Below are 14,579 nucleotides of genomic sequence, written 5' to 3' on the forward strand. Positions count from 1 at the left end.
GCGCCCGCAGCAAGGCCCGGGGGTGCGCGACGCCGGTCATGCCCCGCCCCCGCTCGAGGCGCGCACGATCAGCTCGACCGGGGCGCGGGTCTCGGCCGGCGGGCGGGTGTCCTCTTCCAGCCAGCGCAGCATGTTCGCCGCCGTGTCGCGGGCGAAATCGGCGATATGGCAGCGCACCGAGCTGAGCTGCGGCCAGACCTGGGCGCATTCCTCGATATCGTCGAAGCCGACCAGGCGGAAGGCGCTGCCAACCGGCCGGCCGAGCTCGGCGAAGCCGCTCATCATGCCCAGCGCGACGAGGTCGTTGAAGCAGATCGCGGCGTCGATCTCCGGGTGGTCGCGGGTCAGCGCCACGGCGGCCTCGCGCCCGAAGCCGCGCGAGTTGCGGCCGTGCAGGGCGAAAGGGGCCTGCCCCGCCTCTTCCATCACGGCGAGATAGCCCGACATCCGCTCGCGCGTGATCGGCGTGCCCTCGAAACCGCCGACGAAGGCGATGCGGCGGGCGCCGGCCGCGATCAGATGCGCCGCCGCCAGCCGGCCGCCGCGGGCATAATCGAAGGAGGCGAAGGGAAACAGGTCGGTGCGGCTGTCGCATCGGCGCAGCACCTGCAGCGCCGGCAGGCCGGCACGGGCGATGGTCTCGAAGGTGGCGTCCTCCTCGCCATAGGCCGGCGAGATGACGATGCCCGAGACGCCGTGCTCGATCATCGAGCCGACCACCTGGGCCTGCAGCCCGGGATCCTCGTCGGTATTGGCGATCACGGTGGCATAGCCGCGGGCCGAAAACGCCATCTGCGCCGAGGTCGCGAATTCGGTGAAGAACGGGTTGCGCAGGTCGTTGATCACCAGCCCGATCAGCCCGACATTGGACGAACGCATGTTGGCGGCGGCACGGTTGTAGACATAGCCGATCTCGGCCATCGCCTTGCGCACCAGCTCGCGCGTCTCGGGCTTGACCAGCGGGCTGTCCTGCAACACCAGCGAGACGGTGGATTTCGACACCCCCGCCTGTCGCGCCACGTCGATGATCGTCGGCCTGCGTGCCACCTGTCACCCCTGCTCGATGCCGTGCATTTCCAGAAGCAGCCGCATCCGCTTCTCCGCCAGCTCCGGCTCCTGCAGCAACCGGGCCGCATCGGCGAGGCGGTAGATCGACGCATAATGGGTGATGTCGCGGCTGGATTGGAAGCCCGCCGGCATGATGAAATGGCTCTGCGCCCCGTTGAGCCAGGCGAGGAAGGTGATGCCGGCCTTGTAGAACCGGGTCGGCGCCCGGAAGATCTCGCGGCTGAGCGGCACGGTGGGGGCGAGCAGGGCGTGATAGCTGGCGCTGTCGCCCTCGGCCAGCGCCTCGAGCGCCTGGGCGGCGGCGGGGGCGATGGCGGCGAAGATGCCGAGCAGCGCGTGGGAATGGTGGTGGCCGTCGCCCTCGATCAGCGCGGCATAGTTGAAATCGTCGCCGGTATAGAGGCGGACGCCCTCGGGCAGCCGGGCGCGGAAGGCCTCCTCATGGGCCTGATCGAGCAGCGAGATCTTGATGCCGTCCACCTTGCCTGCATGGGCCTCGATCAGGTCCAGCACGGTGTCGGAGGCCTGCGCGACATCGGTCGAGCCCCAATAGCCTTTCAGCGCCGGGTCGAACATGTCGCCGAGCCAGTGCAGGATGACCGGCTGCGCCGCTTGCTCGAGCAACTGGCCATAGACCTCCAGATAGGTCTCGGCGCCCGCGCCGATGGCAGGGAAGGCGCGGCTGGCCATCACGATCAATTGCCCGCCGGCGGCCTCGATCGCCGCCATCTGCTCTTCATAGGCGGCGCGGATCGCGGCGGCATCGCGCAGGTCTTCCAGCGCGACGTGGTCGGTGCCGGCCCCGCAGGCGACGCGCGGGCGCAGCGGGTGGGCGCGGGCGGCCACCATGGTGCGCTCGATCAGCTCCTTCGCCGTCGCCCAGTCCACCCCCATGCCGCGCTGCGCGGTGTCCATCGCCTCGGCAAGGCCAAGGCCCTGATCCCAGAGCCCCTGGCGGAAGGCCAGCGTCGCCTCCCAGTCGATCGCCGGGCGGGTATCCCACGGGTTGCGCTCGGCAATCGGGTCCGAGACGACATGGGCGGCGGCAAAGGCGGTGCGGGTCAGCGGCACCCTGGGTGCGCGCGGCACCAGCGGTTCGCCGGTCAGGCGGTAGGGTTCGAGGCGGCGGTCTTCGGTCGGCAGGATCAGCATGGCAATCTTCCGGCTAGGGGGTCAGTCAGGGTCGGCGACGGGCAGGTCGAAGACGAGGATGCCGTCTAGCCCGCCTTGCGCGGCCTCGACCAGCGCGGCGCCGACGCGGCGGTGATCGGGATGGGCTTGGTAGGCGGCCAGAACGTCCCAGTCGGCGAGATCGACGGTGAAGCCGTGCATGTAGCCGCGCTCGATCTGCTCGGGGCTCTCGCTGCGGCCCGAGGCGATGGCGAGGACGCCGGGCAGGACATCCTTGATGCCATGCAGGTCGGCGAAGATGGCGGCGATACGGTCCTCGCTGATCTCGGGCCGGAAGCGGACCAGGACGATATGGCGGATCATTGCGCGCCTCCATGGTCTGCGCGGATCATGTCGGCGGCCTTCTCGGCGATCATGATCGTGGTGGCGTTGGTATTGGCCGAGACCAGTCGCGGCATCACCGAGGCGTCGACGATGCGCAGCCCGTCGAGCCCACGCAGCCGCAGCCGGACATCGACGACCGAAGCCTCGTCGGCGCCCATCCGGCAGGTGCCGGCCGGGTGGTGGTCGGTCTTGGCGTTGGCGCAGGCGTAGTTGAAGTAATCCTCGTCGGTCCGCACCTCCGGCCCCGGCAGGCGTTCGGCCATGACGAAGGGCTTGAGCGCATCCTGCCGCAGGATCTCCTGCGCCAGCTTCAGCCCCCGGATCGACATCTCGCGGTCATGCGGGTCTTCCCAGTAATTCGGGTCGATCAGCGGCGCGGCGCTGGGATCGGCGCTGGCCAGCCGCACCGTGCCGCGCGAACGCGGCCGCAGGTAGGCCGAGTTCAGCGTCACCCCGCCATGCGGCATCCGGGCGACGCCGGATTCGATGCCCGAGCCGAGACCGAGATGGAACTGGATGTCGGGCGAGCGCGCGTCGGGGTCGGCATACCAGAAGCCGCCGGTCTCGAACAGGCTCGAGGCGACCGGGCCGGAACGCGTCAGCAGGTATTGCAGCCCGGCGATGGCCGACCAATGCGGCTTGGCATAGCGGTCATAGGTGTGGTTGCCGGTGCATTCGGAAATCGTGAACAGGTCGATATGGTCCTGCAGGTTGGCGCCGACCTCGGGCTGGTCGAGCACCGGCGCGATGCCAAGCGCCTGCAATTCGTCGGCCGGGCCGATGCCCGAGAGCTGCAACAGCCGCGGCGAGCCGATGGCGCCGGAGGACAGGATCACCTCGCTGCTCGCCCGGACAATGCCCTCGCCCGCCAGTTCGGCACCGACGGCGCGACCGTTCTCGACCACGATGCGCGCGACCTGCACCCCGGTACGCACGGTCAGGTTCGGCCGCCCGCGCGCCGGACCGAGATAGGCGATCGAGGTCGAGGAGCGGCGCACGTTGCGCTGGGTGAGCTGGTAATAGCCGACGCCGTCCTGGGTCTCGCCGGCCATGTCCTGGTTGCGCGGGATGCCGAGCTGGCCGGCGGCGGCGAAATAGGCCTCGCAGATCGGCAGCGGCGCGCGCGGCTGCGAGACCCCCAGCGGCCCGCCCTTGCCGTGGTAGCGGTTGTCGTAGCTGTCGTTGTCCTCGGCCTTGCGGAAATAGGGCAGCACGTCCTCGTAGCCCCAGCCCTCGCAGCCCAGCTGGCGCCACTCGTCATAATCGAGCGCGTTGCCGCGGGTGTAGATCTGGGCGTTGATCGACGAGCCGCCGCCAATGACCTTGGCCTGGGTGAAGCGGATCTGCATCCCCTTCATGTGGCGCTGCGGCACGGTGTGCCAGCCCCAGCTGCCGATGCCCTTGGTCATCTTCGCGAAGCCCGCCGGCAGGTGGTAGAACGGGTGCCGGTCGCGCCCCCCGGCCTCGAGCAGCAGCACCCTGGCCGCGGGGTCTTCCGACAGCCGGGCGGCCAGGACGCAGCCCGCCGAGCCGCCGCCGATGATGATGAAATCGTAATCCATGGTCTGCCCTCAAAGCCGCGGGATCGACAGGCCGCCATCGACCGGGATCGCCGCCCCGGTGGCGAAGGCCATCTCGCCGCGTGCGATCGGCACGACGATCGAGCCGATGTCACCCGGCTGGCCCCAGCGGGCGGCAGGCACCAGCCCGCCCTCGATCCGTGCGGTGTATTTGTCCTTCACGCCGGCGGTCATGTCGGTCTCGATGATGCCGGGGCGCAGTTCGAAGACGCCGATGCCGGCCGGCGCCAGCCGCAGCGCGAAGAGCTGCGCCATCATCGCCGCCCCGGCCTTCGAGATGCAGTATTCGCCGCGCTCGGGGCTGGCCATGGCGGCGCTGACCGAGGTGACGAAGCTGATCGAGCGGTAGGCGCCATCTTCCGCCGCCTCCATCCGCCGCGCCACCTCCTGCGCCAGGAAGAAGGCGCCGCGCAGGTTGACGCCGAGGACGAAATCGAAGCTGTCGGGCTGCAGCGCCAAGAGGTCGCCGCGCACCTTGGCCGGCACCCCGGCGTTGGAGACATAGGTCGTCACCGGCCCGAGATCGGCCTCGACCGCGTCGAGCAGGGTGGCGGCGCCGTCGATCTCCGTCAGGTCGTGGCGGTAGTAGCGGGCGTCGGGGCCCAGCCGGGCCAGAGCGGCGCCGACCTCGGCGCTGTCGGGCGCCGAGCGCGAGGCCAGCGCGACGCGGTAGCCGGCGGCTGCCAGGGCTTCGGCGATGCCGAGGCCGATGCCGCGCTGGCCGCCGGTGATCAGGGCTGTTCCGCTCATGCGGCAAACTCCGTCTTTGCGATATGGTCGGCGGCGCGCAGCGACAGCGCCGCGATGGTGAGGGCGGGATTGACCGCCGCCGAGGTCGGCAGGACCGAGGCGTCGGCGATGAACAGGTTGGGGTGATCGTGGCTGCGGCCGTACGTGTCGGTGACGCTGCGGGCCGGGTCGTCGCCCATCCGCGCGGTGCCGCATTGATGCGACGGCGTGCGCCGGTCGAAGGGGCGCGAGACGACGACCGGATAGCCGGCCCGGCGCAGCACCTGTTTCAGCCGCCGCACCAGCGTCTCATGCGCCGCCCAGTTCGAGCGTTTCCAGTCGAGCACGATCTTGCCGTCGCGCAGGGTCACGCGGCTGTCCGGGTCGGGCAGGTCCTCGCTCATCGCGTAGAGATCGACCGAGCGGCGGGCGATCCAGCCGGCGAGCGGTTTGGGGAGCGACGACTGCGAGGCGAGGATGGTGCCGGAGATCTTGCCCAAGAGCTGGATATTGCCCAGCGGCTCGCCGCCCGGCCCGCCGGCGCTGTAGAAATCGTTCACCATCAGGGTCTTCTGGTAGACCGACGGGTTGCGGCGCAGCGGGTGCAGGGCGAGCACGGCCGAGCAGTTGTGGTTCATGAAGTTGCGCCCGACCTGGTCGGAGCCGTTGGCAAGGCCCGCCGGATGCTCCGGCCCGGCCGAGCGCAACAGCAGCGCGGCGCTGTTCACTGCGCCGGCCGCCAACACGATGAGCGGCGCCGAGACCGTCTCGGCCCGGCCCGCGCGGAAGAACTCGACCGCCGCGATCCGGCCGTCGGCGCCGACACGCAGCCGGTGGACGCAGGCGCCGGTGAGCAGGGTGACGTTGGGATGTTTCAGCGCCGTGGCCAGACCGATGCTCTCGGCATCCTTCTTGGCCGGGGTGGTGCCGGGAAAGGCGTCCCAGGGCGTGCGCTGATGCGCCAGCCAGCGGTCGATATCGACGCCCAGCGGCAGCGTCGCCGGATGCAGCCCCTGCCGCGCCAGCCGGCGGCGCAGATCGGCGATGGCGGGCTCGTCGGGCACCGGGGCGAAGCGATAGGTGCCGGAATGGCGCGGCTCGCTCGGGTCCTCGCCCAGCTTGCCGCGGACCTCGTAGAGTTCCTCGGCCTGCTGATACCACGGTTCGAGCGTGTCGTAGGAAACCGGCCAGCCCGGGCTCTGTCCGCCGAGATGGGCGCGCGGGCTGAAATCCTCGGCCCGGTAGCGGATCAGTGCGGCGCCGTAGAACTTGGTGTTACCGCCGGGATGGTAGTAGTTGCCTGGGTTGAAGGGGTGCCCCTGCCCGTCGAGCCATTCCTCCCGGGGCCGGTAATGGCCGCGGGCGAAGATCGCCGCGTCGTCGGCGGCCTCGGGACCGGGCCGCAGCGGCGCCCCGCGTTCGAGGATCAGGATGCGCCGCCCGGTCGGCGCAAGCCGCGCCGCCAGGGTCGCCCCGCCCATGCCGGAGCCGATGATGAGGATATCCGGGGAGGTCATGCCGGGATGCGGTCCTCGGTCCTGGGATCGAAGGCCACCGCCTTGTCCATGTCGACCGCGAAATCGAAGATCTGGCCGGCCCGCACCTCGGCATCGGCCCGCATCCGGGCGATGGCATCGCCGCCCGACAGCGTCGTGGTGACGAAGGTGTCCGAGCCGGCCGGCTCGGTGACGTTGACCCGGTTGGTCAGCGACTGGATGTTGGAGGACTTGCGGTCGGCGCCGTCCGGATCGGTGATCGCCTCGGGCCGGATGCCGAGGATGATCTCGCGCCCGGCCCATTCCGCCATGTTGGCCTGGCTGAAGCGCAACCGGCGAGCGGTGCCGTCGGCATCCGTCACCTCGGCATGGGGCGCGCCGTCCGCCATCACCACCTTCGCCGGCATGATGTTCATCGCCGGGCTGCCCATGAAGGTGGCGACGAAGATGTTGGCCGGCGTGTCGTAGATTTCCTTCGGCGTGCCGAGCTGCTGGACATAGCCCTTGTTCATCACCGCGATCCGGGTCGAGAGCGTCATCGCCTCGATCTGGTCATGGGTGACGTAGACGATGGTGGTGCCGAGGTTCTGGTGCAGCTTCTTGATCTCGGTCCGCATGTCGACGCGCAGCTTGGCGTCGAGGTTCGACAGCGGCTCGTCGAACAGGAAGACGTCGGGGTTGCGCACCAGCGCCCGGCCCATCGCCACCCGCTGGCGCTGGCCGCCGGAAAGCTGGCCCGGCTTGCGGTCGAGCAGCTGCTCGATCTGCAGCATCGCCGCCACCTTCTTCATTGCCGCCTCGCGCTCGGGCTTGGGCGTGCCGTGCATCTCCAGCCCGAAGGTGATGTTCTGCCCCACCGTCATGTTGGGGTAGAGCGCGTAGCTCTGGAAAACCATGGCGATGTTGCGCTTGGACGGATGGACGCCGTTCATAGTGCTGCCGCGGATCGCGATCTCGCCCGAGGAGATACCCTCGAGCCCGGCGATCATGTTCAGCAGCGTGGACTTGCCGCAGCCCGAGGGGCCGACGAGGACGAGGAACTCGCCCTCCTGCACCGAGATGTCGATCTTGTGCAGGACTTCGACCGCGCCGTAGGACTTGGTGACGTTGGAGATATCGAGAAAGCCCATCGGATTATCCTTTCACCGAGCCGGCCATCAGACCGCGCACGAAGTAGCGGCCCGCGACGATGTAGACGAGGAGGGTGGGAAGCGCGGCGAGGATCGCGCCGGCGAAGTGGACGTTGTAGGCCTTCACGCCGGTCGAGCTCTGCACCAGGTTGTTCAGCGCCACGGTCATCGGCTGGCTGGCCTGGCCCGAGAAAGACGAGCCGAACAGGAAGTCGTTCCAGATATTGGTGAACTGCCAGATCACCGAGACGACGATGATCGGCGCCGAGGACGGCAGCAGGATGCGCCAGAAGATGCGGAAGAAGCCGGCGCCGTCGATCTGGGCGGCGCGCACCAGTTCGGTCGGGAAGGCGGCGTAGTAGTTGCGGAAGTAGAGCGTGGTGAAGCCGATGCCGTAGACGATGTGGACCAGGATCAGCCCCGGGACCGAGCCGGCGAGGCCCAGCATCCCCAGCACCCGCGCCATCGGGATCAGCACGATCTGGAACGGGATGAAGCAGGCGAACAGCATCAGTCCGAACAGGATCGAGCTGCCCTTGAAGCGCCACTTGGTCAGCACGTAGCCGTTCAGCGCCCCGACCAGGGTCGAGATCGTCACGGCGGGCACGACCATCTCGATCGAGTTGAGGAAATAGGGCCGCAGGCCGGTCGGCTGAACGCCGATCTGGGCGCTCGACCAGGCCTCGAGCCACGGCTTGATGGTCCAGACCTTGGGCAGTGCCATCATGTTGCCGCCGGTGATCTCGCTCAGCGGCTTGACCGAGTTGATCAGCATGACGAAGAGCGGCAGCAGGTAGAAGGCGGCGAAGACGATCAGGGTGACATAGATCAGCTTGCGGGTGAAACCGCCGGTGCGGATCGCGATTTCCTGGGAGGCGGAAGACATCACTTCGGCTCCTTCAGTTCGGCGTAGAGATAGGGGACCATGATCGCGGCGATGGTCATCAGCATGATCACCGCCGAGGCGGCGCCGACGCCCATCTCGTTGCGGGTGAAGGTGTAGGAATACATGAAGGTCGCCGGCAGCTCGGTCGCCCGGCCGGGCCCGCCGCCGGTCAGGGCGACGACGAGGTCGTAGGACTTGACGGCAAGGTGGGCGAGGATGACGAAGGCCGACAGGAAGGCGGGCCGCAGCTGCGGGATGATGATCCGGCGGTAGAGGTTCCAGTTCGAGGCGCCGTCGATCTGGGCGGCCTTGAGGATCTCGTTGTCGATGCCGCGCAGACCGGCGAGGAACATCGCCATGACGAAGCCAGAGGTCTGCCAGACCGCCGCCAGCACCACGGTGTAGATCGCGTACTGGCTGGTCTTGATCCAGTTGAAGTGGAAGCTGGTCCAGCCCCACAGGTGCATCGTGTGCTCGATGCCGATGCCCGGATCGAGCAGCCATTTCCACGCCGTGCCGGTGACGATGAAGCTCAGCGCCATCGGGTAGAGGTAGATCGGCCGCAGCATCCCCTCGCCGCGGATCTTCTGGTCGAGGAAGATGGCGAGGCCGAGGCCGATGGCGATGCAGATCGCGATGTAGAGCGAGGCGAAGATCGCCAGGTTCTTGACCGCGATGGTCCAGGTCGGCAGCTGGAACAGCCGCCAGTAATTGTGCCACCCGACCAGGTCGTAGGACGGCAGGATCGTGCTGTTGGTGAACGACAGGTAGACCGTGAAGACGATGAAGCCGTAGACGAAGACCAGGGTCGAGGCCAGCGAGGGCGCCAGCACCAGTTTCGGCAGCCAGGTCTGCAGACGGGTCCGAAAATCCACGGCGGGAGCGGAGGCCATCGCGCGTCCTTTCCTCTTGGCTAGGGTGGGATGGGGAGCCGGTCGGTCCGGCTCTCCCCTGCCTTGGCGGCGGGGCCGGCCCGGGGGTCCGGGCCGGCCGGTTCAGGTTACTGGGCCAGGGCCACGGCGCTGACCAGTTCCTTGGCGGCCTGTTCCGCGCCATAGTCGCCATTGAAGTTCGCGGTCACGACGTCGTAGATCGCGTTCTTCACCGCCGCCTTGTTGGCGTGGCCATGGGCCATCGACCCCAGCAGCGTGCCGTTCTTCGAGGCTTCCTGCAGTTGCTTCATCGCCATCTTGCCGCAGGCGTCGAAGGCGGTGTCCGGCACGTCCATCCGGGCCGGGACCGAGCCCTTGACCACGTTGAAGGACGACTGGAACGACGGCGACATCACCGCCTTGGCCATCTCGTCCTGGGCGTGCTGGGCGTCCTTGCCGACCTTGAACATCACGAACTGGTCCGAGTTGAAGGTGACGTCGCCCTGGGTGCCCGGGGTGCGGAAGCACATGAAGTCCTCGCCCGGCTTCTGGCCGGCGCGCAGGAATTCGCCCTTGGCCCAGTCGCCCATCATCTGGAAGGCGGCGTCGCCCTTGATCACCATCGCGGTGGCCAGGTTCCAGTCGCGGCCCGAGAAGTTCGGATCGACGAAGCCGTGCAGCTGTTCCATCCGCTTGAAGGCCTCGACCATCTGCGGTCCGCCCAGCGCCTTGGGATCGAGGTCGATGAAGGCCTTCTTGTAGAAGTCCGGCCCGCCGACCGAGAGCACGACAGCGTCGAACATCGTCGCTTCCTGCCAGGGCTGGCCGCCGACGGCGAGCGCGGTCTTGCCGGCGTCCTTGACCTTCTGCATGGCGGCGATGAACTCGTCCCAGGTCTTGGGCTGGGCGATGCCGAGGCTGTCGAGAAGCTTCTTGTTGCCCCAGACCCAGTTGGTCGAGTGGACGTCGACCGGCACCGCGATCCAGTGGCCGTCGTATTTCGAGAATTTCTTCAGCGCGTCCGGCACCACGGCGTCCCAGTTGCCGGCCTTGGCGACGTTGTCGAGGTTGGCGACGACGCCGAGCTTGGCCCAGTCCTGGATGTCGTAGCCCAGCATCTGCACGGCGGTCGGCGGGTTGCCGGCGGTGACCCGGGCGCGCAGCACGGTCATGGCGCTGCCGCCGCCGCCACCGGCGACCGGCATGTCCTTCCAGCCGATGCCCTCGGCCTGCAGGTCCTTCTTCAGCACGTTGAGCGCCGCGGCCTCGCCGCCCGAGGTCCACCAGTGCAGCACCTCGACGCTCTCGGCCGAGGCCATGCCGGCGGTCAGTGCCAGCACCGCCGCGGCGGTCGTCAGCTTGCCTTTAAGTCCACGCATTCGGTTCTCCTCCCATTATCGCGTAGGTTATTCCACTCTCCCGGGTGGGGCGCCAGTCAGTCGGCGGCGACCCAGGCTTGCCGTGTGCGGCCGATCCGCATCTGCACGGTCTTCACCTCCAGGAACTCCTCGATCCCGTAGCGGCCGAGCTCGCGCCCCGAACCGCTTTCCTTGACACCGCCGAAGGGCAGCTCGGCGAAGCCGTCCATCCAGGTGTTGGTCCAGACCGTCCCGGCCTGCACCCGACGCGAGAATTCCAGGCAGGTGTGGACGCTGTCGCTCCACACCCCGGCCGACAGGCCGTAGGCGGCGCCGTTGGCCAGCGCCAGCGCCTCGTCCATGGTCCGGAAGGTCAGCACCGAGAGCACCGGGCCGAAGACCTCCTCGCGGGCGATGGCCATGTCGGGGGTGACGCCGGAGACCACGGTCGGCTGGTAGAACCGGCCCGGCAGGCCCGGCACCTCCATCTCGCCGCCGCCGAGCTGAACCTCGGCCCCGGCGCTGGCGGCGTCCTTGACGTAGCCGTCGATCTTGGCCTGATGGGCGTCCGAGATGATGGCGCCGACCTTGGTCGCCTCGTCGAGCGGGTCGCCGAAGGGCACCCGGCGCGACAGCTCCACGACGCGCGAAACGAGGTCCCTGGCGATGTCCTCGTGAACGATGATCCGGCTGCCGGAGTTGCAGCATTCGCCGGCGTTGAAATAGACGCCGAAGGTGATCGCGTCGGCCGCCTGGTCGAGATCGGCATCGGGGAACACCACCTGCGGGTTCTTGCCGCCCAGCTCCAGCGCCACCTTCTTCAGCGTGCCCGAGGCGGCGGCGGTGATCGCCTTGCCGACCCCGGTCGAGCCGGTGAAGGTCACCATGTCGACCGCCGTGTGCTCGGACATCAGCGCGCCGACCGGGTCGCCGTAACCCAGCACGATATTGACGACGCCGGCCGGCAGCCCGGCCTCGATCAGCATCTCGCCCAGCATCACGGTGGTCGAGGGCGTCAGCTCGGACGGCTTGACGACGCAGGTGCAGCCGGCGGCCAGCGCGAAGGGCAGCTTCTGGCTGACGATCAGGAAGGGGAAGTTCCACGGCGTGATGATCGAGACGACGCCGATCGGCTCCTTCAGCACCAGCCCGAGCATGTCGGCGCCGAGACTGTTGTGGCTGTCGCCGTGCAGGGTGCGGGCCAGCGCGGCGGCGTAGCGCCAGATGTCGGCGGCGCCCTCGATCTCGGCCCGGGCCTGGGCGATCGGCTTGCCGCTTTCCAGCACCTCGATCCGGGCGATTTCCTCGCGCCGGGCGTCGATCAGGTCGGCGACCTTGAGCAGCAGCGTCGCGCGGTCCTTGCCCGAGCTCCGGCTCCAGCACCCGGCGTCGAAGGCGCGGCGGGCGGCGGCGATGGCCGCCTCGGTCTCGTCCGCCCCGGCCAGCGCCGAACGGCTGACCAGAACGCCGTGGGAGGGAGAGCGGCGTTCGAAGGTGCGGCCGTCGGCGCTGTCCTGCCAGGTGCCGTCGATCAGGTGGCGACCGGTGAAGGGCGCGTCGACCGCGGCAGTGCCGGCAGAGGGGATCAGGGTGAATTCGGTCATGTCAGGTTCCGGGGAATTCGGGTTTGCGTTTTTCCAGGAAGGCGGCGACGCCCTCGGCACGGTCGTCGCTGGCGGCGATCATGCCGCTGCCCAGCGCCTCGACCATCGCCCCGCGGTCCTCGCCGACCGCGGCATGGATCATGTATTTGGCCACCTCGGTGGCGCGCGGGCTGGTCTTGGCCAGCCGTGCCGCGATCTCTTCGGCCACCTCGCGCGGGGTTTCCGAGACCTCGGCGACGAAGCCCAGCGCGTGGGCGCGCTCGGCCCCGATGCGACGGCCGAACAGGGCCATCTCCTTCAGCACCGGCTCGGGGATCAGCCGCGCCAGCCGCTGGGTGCCCGACCAGCCCGGCACGATGCCGACCCCGGCCTCGGGCAGCGCCAGCGTCGCCTTCGGCGCCATCACCCGCAGGTCGCAGGCCGCCGCCAGTTCGAGCCCGCCGCCGAAGGCGTGGCCCTGCAGCACGGCGATGGTCGGCTTGGACAGCCGCGCCAGCCGGTCGAAGATGCGGTGGCCGTCACGGACCCAGTGGCGCGAAAACTCCGCCGGGCTGAGCCCGCCCCAGGCGCCGATATCGGCGCCGGTGCAGAAGGCCTTGGGCCCCTCGGCGGTGACCAGCACGGCGCGGACTTCCGGCCGGTTGTCGATCAGGTCGCAATGCCCCTCGAGCTGGCGCAGCATCGCCACCGTGAAGGCGTTCATCTTGGCCGGGTTGTCGAGCCGCAACTCGGCCAGCGGGCCGTTGAGATGGAGGTGCAGCTGGCTCATAGCGTCAATGCCATCGGTTCGGGCGACAGCAGCGCCAGCGGCATCGTCCTGGCATCGGGCGCGACCGTCACCCGGCCTTCGGAGGCGGCGACGATGTCGCGCTCGGGGTCGATGCCGGGCATGATCTCGGTGGCGACGAGGCCGTTCTCCGTCAGCCGCATCACGCAACGCTCGGTGACGTAGAGGACGTCCTGCCCGGTCGCCAGCGCCCGCGCGCCCGAGAAGGTGACGTGTTCGACCTGCGCGACCATCTTGGTGAACTTGCCCGGCTTCTCGACCCGCAGACCGTCCGCGCTCAGCGCGATCTGCGCCCCGGCCTCGAACCAGCCCGAGAAGACGATCTTGCGCGCATGGGCGGTGATGTCGACGAAGCCGCCGCAGCCGGCCGTGAGATAGGGTTTCTTGCCCAGCTTCGAGACATTGACGTTGCCCTCGGTATCGACCTCGAGGAAGGACAGGAACGAAACGTCGAAGCCGCCGCCCTGGAAATAGGTGAACTGGTTCGGCGACGGCATGAAGGCGTCGGCGTTGGAGGCGCAGCCGAAGGCGAAACCGGTCAAGGGCATGCCGCCCACCGCCCCCTGCTCGATGGCCCAGGTGACGGCCTGGCCGTGGCCTTCCTCGAGCAGCACGCGCGGGACGATGGCCGAGATGCCGAAGCCGAGGTTGGCCGACTGGCCGTCGCGCAGTTCCATCGCGGCGCGGCGGGCGATGACCTTCTCGACCGAATGCTCGGCGAGGCTGAAGCTGTCCCAGGGCCGCAGGATTTCGCCCGAGATCGCGGGATCGTAGAGCGTCTCGGTGGTCTGCTTCTGCTCGGGGTCGAGGACGATCAGGTCGACGAGATGGCCCGGCACCCGCACGTCATGCGGCCGCAGCGATCCGGCGGCGGTGACGCGCTTGACCTGGGCGATGACCAGCCCGCCATGATTGCGGGTGGCGATGGCCTGGTCGAGCCCGCCGAGATAGGCGCCCTCGTGCTCGTAGGTCAGGTTGCCGCGCTCGTCGGCGGTGGTGGCGCGCAGGATGCAGACATCGGGCACGATGTTGGGGAAATGCAGCCAGGTGTCGCCGTCGAGCTCCTGCCGGCGGACGATGGGCCGGGCGGCGGCGCGGTCGTTCATCGCGCAGCCCTCGCGGACCGGATCGACGAAGGTCTCGAGCCCGACCTTGGTGAACACCCCCGGCCGGCGCGCGGCGACGTCGCGATGCATGTCGAACAGGATGCCCGAGGGCACGTTGTAGGCGGCGACCCGGTCCTCGACGACCATCTTCCAGATTTCGGGCATCGGCAGGCTCGACGGGCCCGAGGGGTAGGAGCCGGCGATGACCGTCTCGAGCAGCCCGTCGCGGGCGATGTGGTCGATGCCCTTGATGCCGTACATGTCGCCGGCCGCGATCGGGTGCAGCGTGGTCAGCCCGCGCGGATGGCCCTCGGCCGCGAAGCGGTCGCCCAGCGCCTCCAGCACCTTGTCGGGGCAGCCGAGGCCCGAGGAGGAGGACACGGTGACGACCGCGCCGTCCTCGATGCGGGCGACGGCCTCGGCCGGAGTGACGAGTTTCGACACCATC

Annotated in this window: 13 protein-coding genes; all 13 read right to left on the reverse strand. The window is 69.0% G+C overall.

Going from position 1 to position 14,579, the window contains the following annotated elements; translation table 11 throughout:
- Nucleotides 1-36: 36 nt before the first annotated feature.
- The 13 genes from ACFOES_RS14005 to ACFOES_RS14065 all read right to left on the reverse strand — a co-directional run bounded on the left by ACFOES_RS14005 (nt 37) and on the right by ACFOES_RS14065 (nt 14,578).
- The gene (locus tag ACFOES_RS14005; RefSeq protein WP_377833925.1) at nt 37-1,047 is read right to left on the reverse strand and encodes a LacI family DNA-binding transcriptional regulator; all 1,011 of its coding nucleotides are present in this window, start codon (nt 1,045-1,047) and stop codon (nt 37-39) included.
- A gap of 3 nt (nt 1,048-1,050) precedes the next feature.
- Nucleotides 1,051-2,220: a dihydrodipicolinate synthase family protein gene (locus ACFOES_RS14010; RefSeq protein ID WP_377833926.1), complete on the reverse strand. Its 1,170-nt coding sequence runs from the start codon at nt 2,218-2,220 to the stop codon at nt 1,051-1,053.
- Between the two features lie 21 nt (nt 2,221-2,241).
- The gene (locus ACFOES_RS14015) at nt 2,242-2,562 is read right to left on the reverse strand and encodes a Dabb family protein (protein WP_377833927.1); all 321 of its coding nucleotides are present in this window, start codon (nt 2,560-2,562) and stop codon (nt 2,242-2,244) included.
- On the reverse strand, nt 2,559-4,145 hold the full coding sequence (locus tag ACFOES_RS14020) for a GMC family oxidoreductase (protein ID WP_377833928.1): 1,587 nt from the start codon (nt 4,143-4,145) through the stop codon (nt 2,559-2,561). The genes ACFOES_RS14015 and ACFOES_RS14020 overlap by 4 nt, the downstream gene beginning before the upstream one ends.
- A 9-nt stretch (nt 4,146-4,154) precedes the next feature.
- On the reverse strand, nt 4,155-4,913 hold the full coding sequence (locus ACFOES_RS14025; RefSeq protein ID WP_377833929.1) for a 3-ketoacyl-ACP reductase: 759 nt from the start codon (nt 4,911-4,913) through the stop codon (nt 4,155-4,157).
- Complete coding sequence (locus ACFOES_RS14030) at nt 4,910-6,409, reverse strand: FAD-dependent oxidoreductase (protein WP_377833930.1); 1,500 nt, start codon at nt 6,407-6,409, stop codon at nt 4,910-4,912. Before ACFOES_RS14030 ends, ACFOES_RS14025 begins: the two co-directional genes overlap by 4 nt.
- On the reverse strand, nt 6,406-7,518 hold the full coding sequence (locus ACFOES_RS14035) for an ABC transporter ATP-binding protein (RefSeq protein WP_377833931.1): 1,113 nt from the start codon (nt 7,516-7,518) through the stop codon (nt 6,406-6,408). Before ACFOES_RS14035 ends, ACFOES_RS14030 begins: the two co-directional genes overlap by 4 nt.
- 4 nt (nt 7,519-7,522) lie before the next feature.
- Nucleotides 7,523-8,404, reverse strand: a complete 882-nt coding sequence (locus ACFOES_RS14040; protein ID WP_377833932.1) for a carbohydrate ABC transporter permease — start codon at nt 8,402-8,404, stop codon at nt 7,523-7,525.
- A complete protein-coding gene (locus ACFOES_RS14045) occupies nt 8,404-9,279 on the reverse strand; it encodes a carbohydrate ABC transporter permease (protein WP_377833933.1) in 876 nt (291 codons plus the stop codon). Before ACFOES_RS14045 ends, ACFOES_RS14040 begins: the two co-directional genes overlap by 1 nt.
- Nucleotides 9,280-9,404: 125 nt before the next feature.
- Entirely contained in the window at nt 9,405-10,655 is a 1,251-nt protein-coding gene (locus ACFOES_RS14050) for an ABC transporter substrate-binding protein (protein WP_377833934.1), read from the reverse strand.
- 56 nt (nt 10,656-10,711) lie between these two features.
- Nucleotides 10,712-12,238: an aldehyde dehydrogenase family protein gene (locus ACFOES_RS14055; RefSeq protein WP_377833935.1), complete on the reverse strand. Its 1,527-nt coding sequence runs from the start codon at nt 12,236-12,238 to the stop codon at nt 10,712-10,714.
- Between the two features lies 1 nt (nt 12,239).
- Nucleotides 12,240-13,007 (reverse strand): enoyl-CoA hydratase/isomerase family protein, encoded by a 768-nt coding sequence (locus tag ACFOES_RS14060; protein WP_377833936.1) that lies wholly within the window; start codon nt 13,005-13,007, stop codon nt 12,240-12,242.
- Entirely contained in the window at nt 13,004-14,578 is a 1,575-nt protein-coding gene (locus ACFOES_RS14065; protein WP_377833937.1) for an acyl CoA:acetate/3-ketoacid CoA transferase, read from the reverse strand. The genes ACFOES_RS14060 and ACFOES_RS14065 overlap by 4 nt, the downstream gene beginning before the upstream one ends.
- Between the last annotated feature and the right edge of the window lies 1 nt (nt 14,579).

This window comes from Acidimangrovimonas pyrenivorans, assembly GCF_042643245.1.
Lineage (GTDB): Bacteria > Pseudomonadota > Alphaproteobacteria > Rhodobacterales > Rhodobacteraceae > Acidimangrovimonas > Acidimangrovimonas pyrenivorans.

Bases quoted from the DNA above. Each gene is read 5' to 3' on its own strand.
- ACFOES_RS14010 (WP_377833926.1), bottom strand. From the start codon at position 2,220: ATGCTGATCCTGCCGACCGAAGACCGCCGCCTCGAACCCTACCGCCTG.
- ACFOES_RS14015 (WP_377833927.1), bottom strand. From the start codon at position 2,562: ATGATCCGCCATATCGTCCTGGTCCGCTTCCGGCCCGAGATCAGCGAG.
- ACFOES_RS14020 (WP_377833928.1), bottom strand. From the start codon at position 4,145: ATGGATTACGATTTCATCATCATCGGCGGCGGCTCGGCGGGCTGCGTC.
- ACFOES_RS14025 (WP_377833929.1), bottom strand. From the start codon at position 4,913: ATGAGCGGAACAGCCCTGATCACCGGCGGCCAGCGCGGCATCGGCCTC.
- ACFOES_RS14030 (WP_377833930.1), bottom strand. From the start codon at position 6,409: ATGACCTCCCCGGATATCCTCATCATCGGCTCCGGCATGGGCGGGGCG.
- ACFOES_RS14035 (WP_377833931.1), bottom strand. From the start codon at position 7,518: ATGGGCTTTCTCGATATCTCCAACGTCACCAAGTCCTACGGCGCGGTC.
- ACFOES_RS14040 (WP_377833932.1), bottom strand. From the start codon at position 8,404: ATGTCTTCCGCCTCCCAGGAAATCGCGATCCGCACCGGCGGTTTCACC.
- ACFOES_RS14050 (WP_377833934.1), bottom strand. From the start codon at position 10,655: ATGCGTGGACTTAAAGGCAAGCTGACGACCGCCGCGGCGGTGCTGGCA.
- ACFOES_RS14055 (WP_377833935.1), bottom strand. From the start codon at position 12,238: ATGACCGAATTCACCCTGATCCCCTCTGCCGGCACTGCCGCGGTCGAC.
- ACFOES_RS14060 (WP_377833936.1), bottom strand. From the start codon at position 13,007: ATGAGCCAGCTGCACCTCCATCTCAACGGCCCGCTGGCCGAGTTGCGG.
- ACFOES_RS14065 (WP_377833937.1), bottom strand. From the start codon at position 14,578: ATGGTGTCGAAACTCGTCACTCCGGCCGAGGCCGTCGCCCGCATCGAG.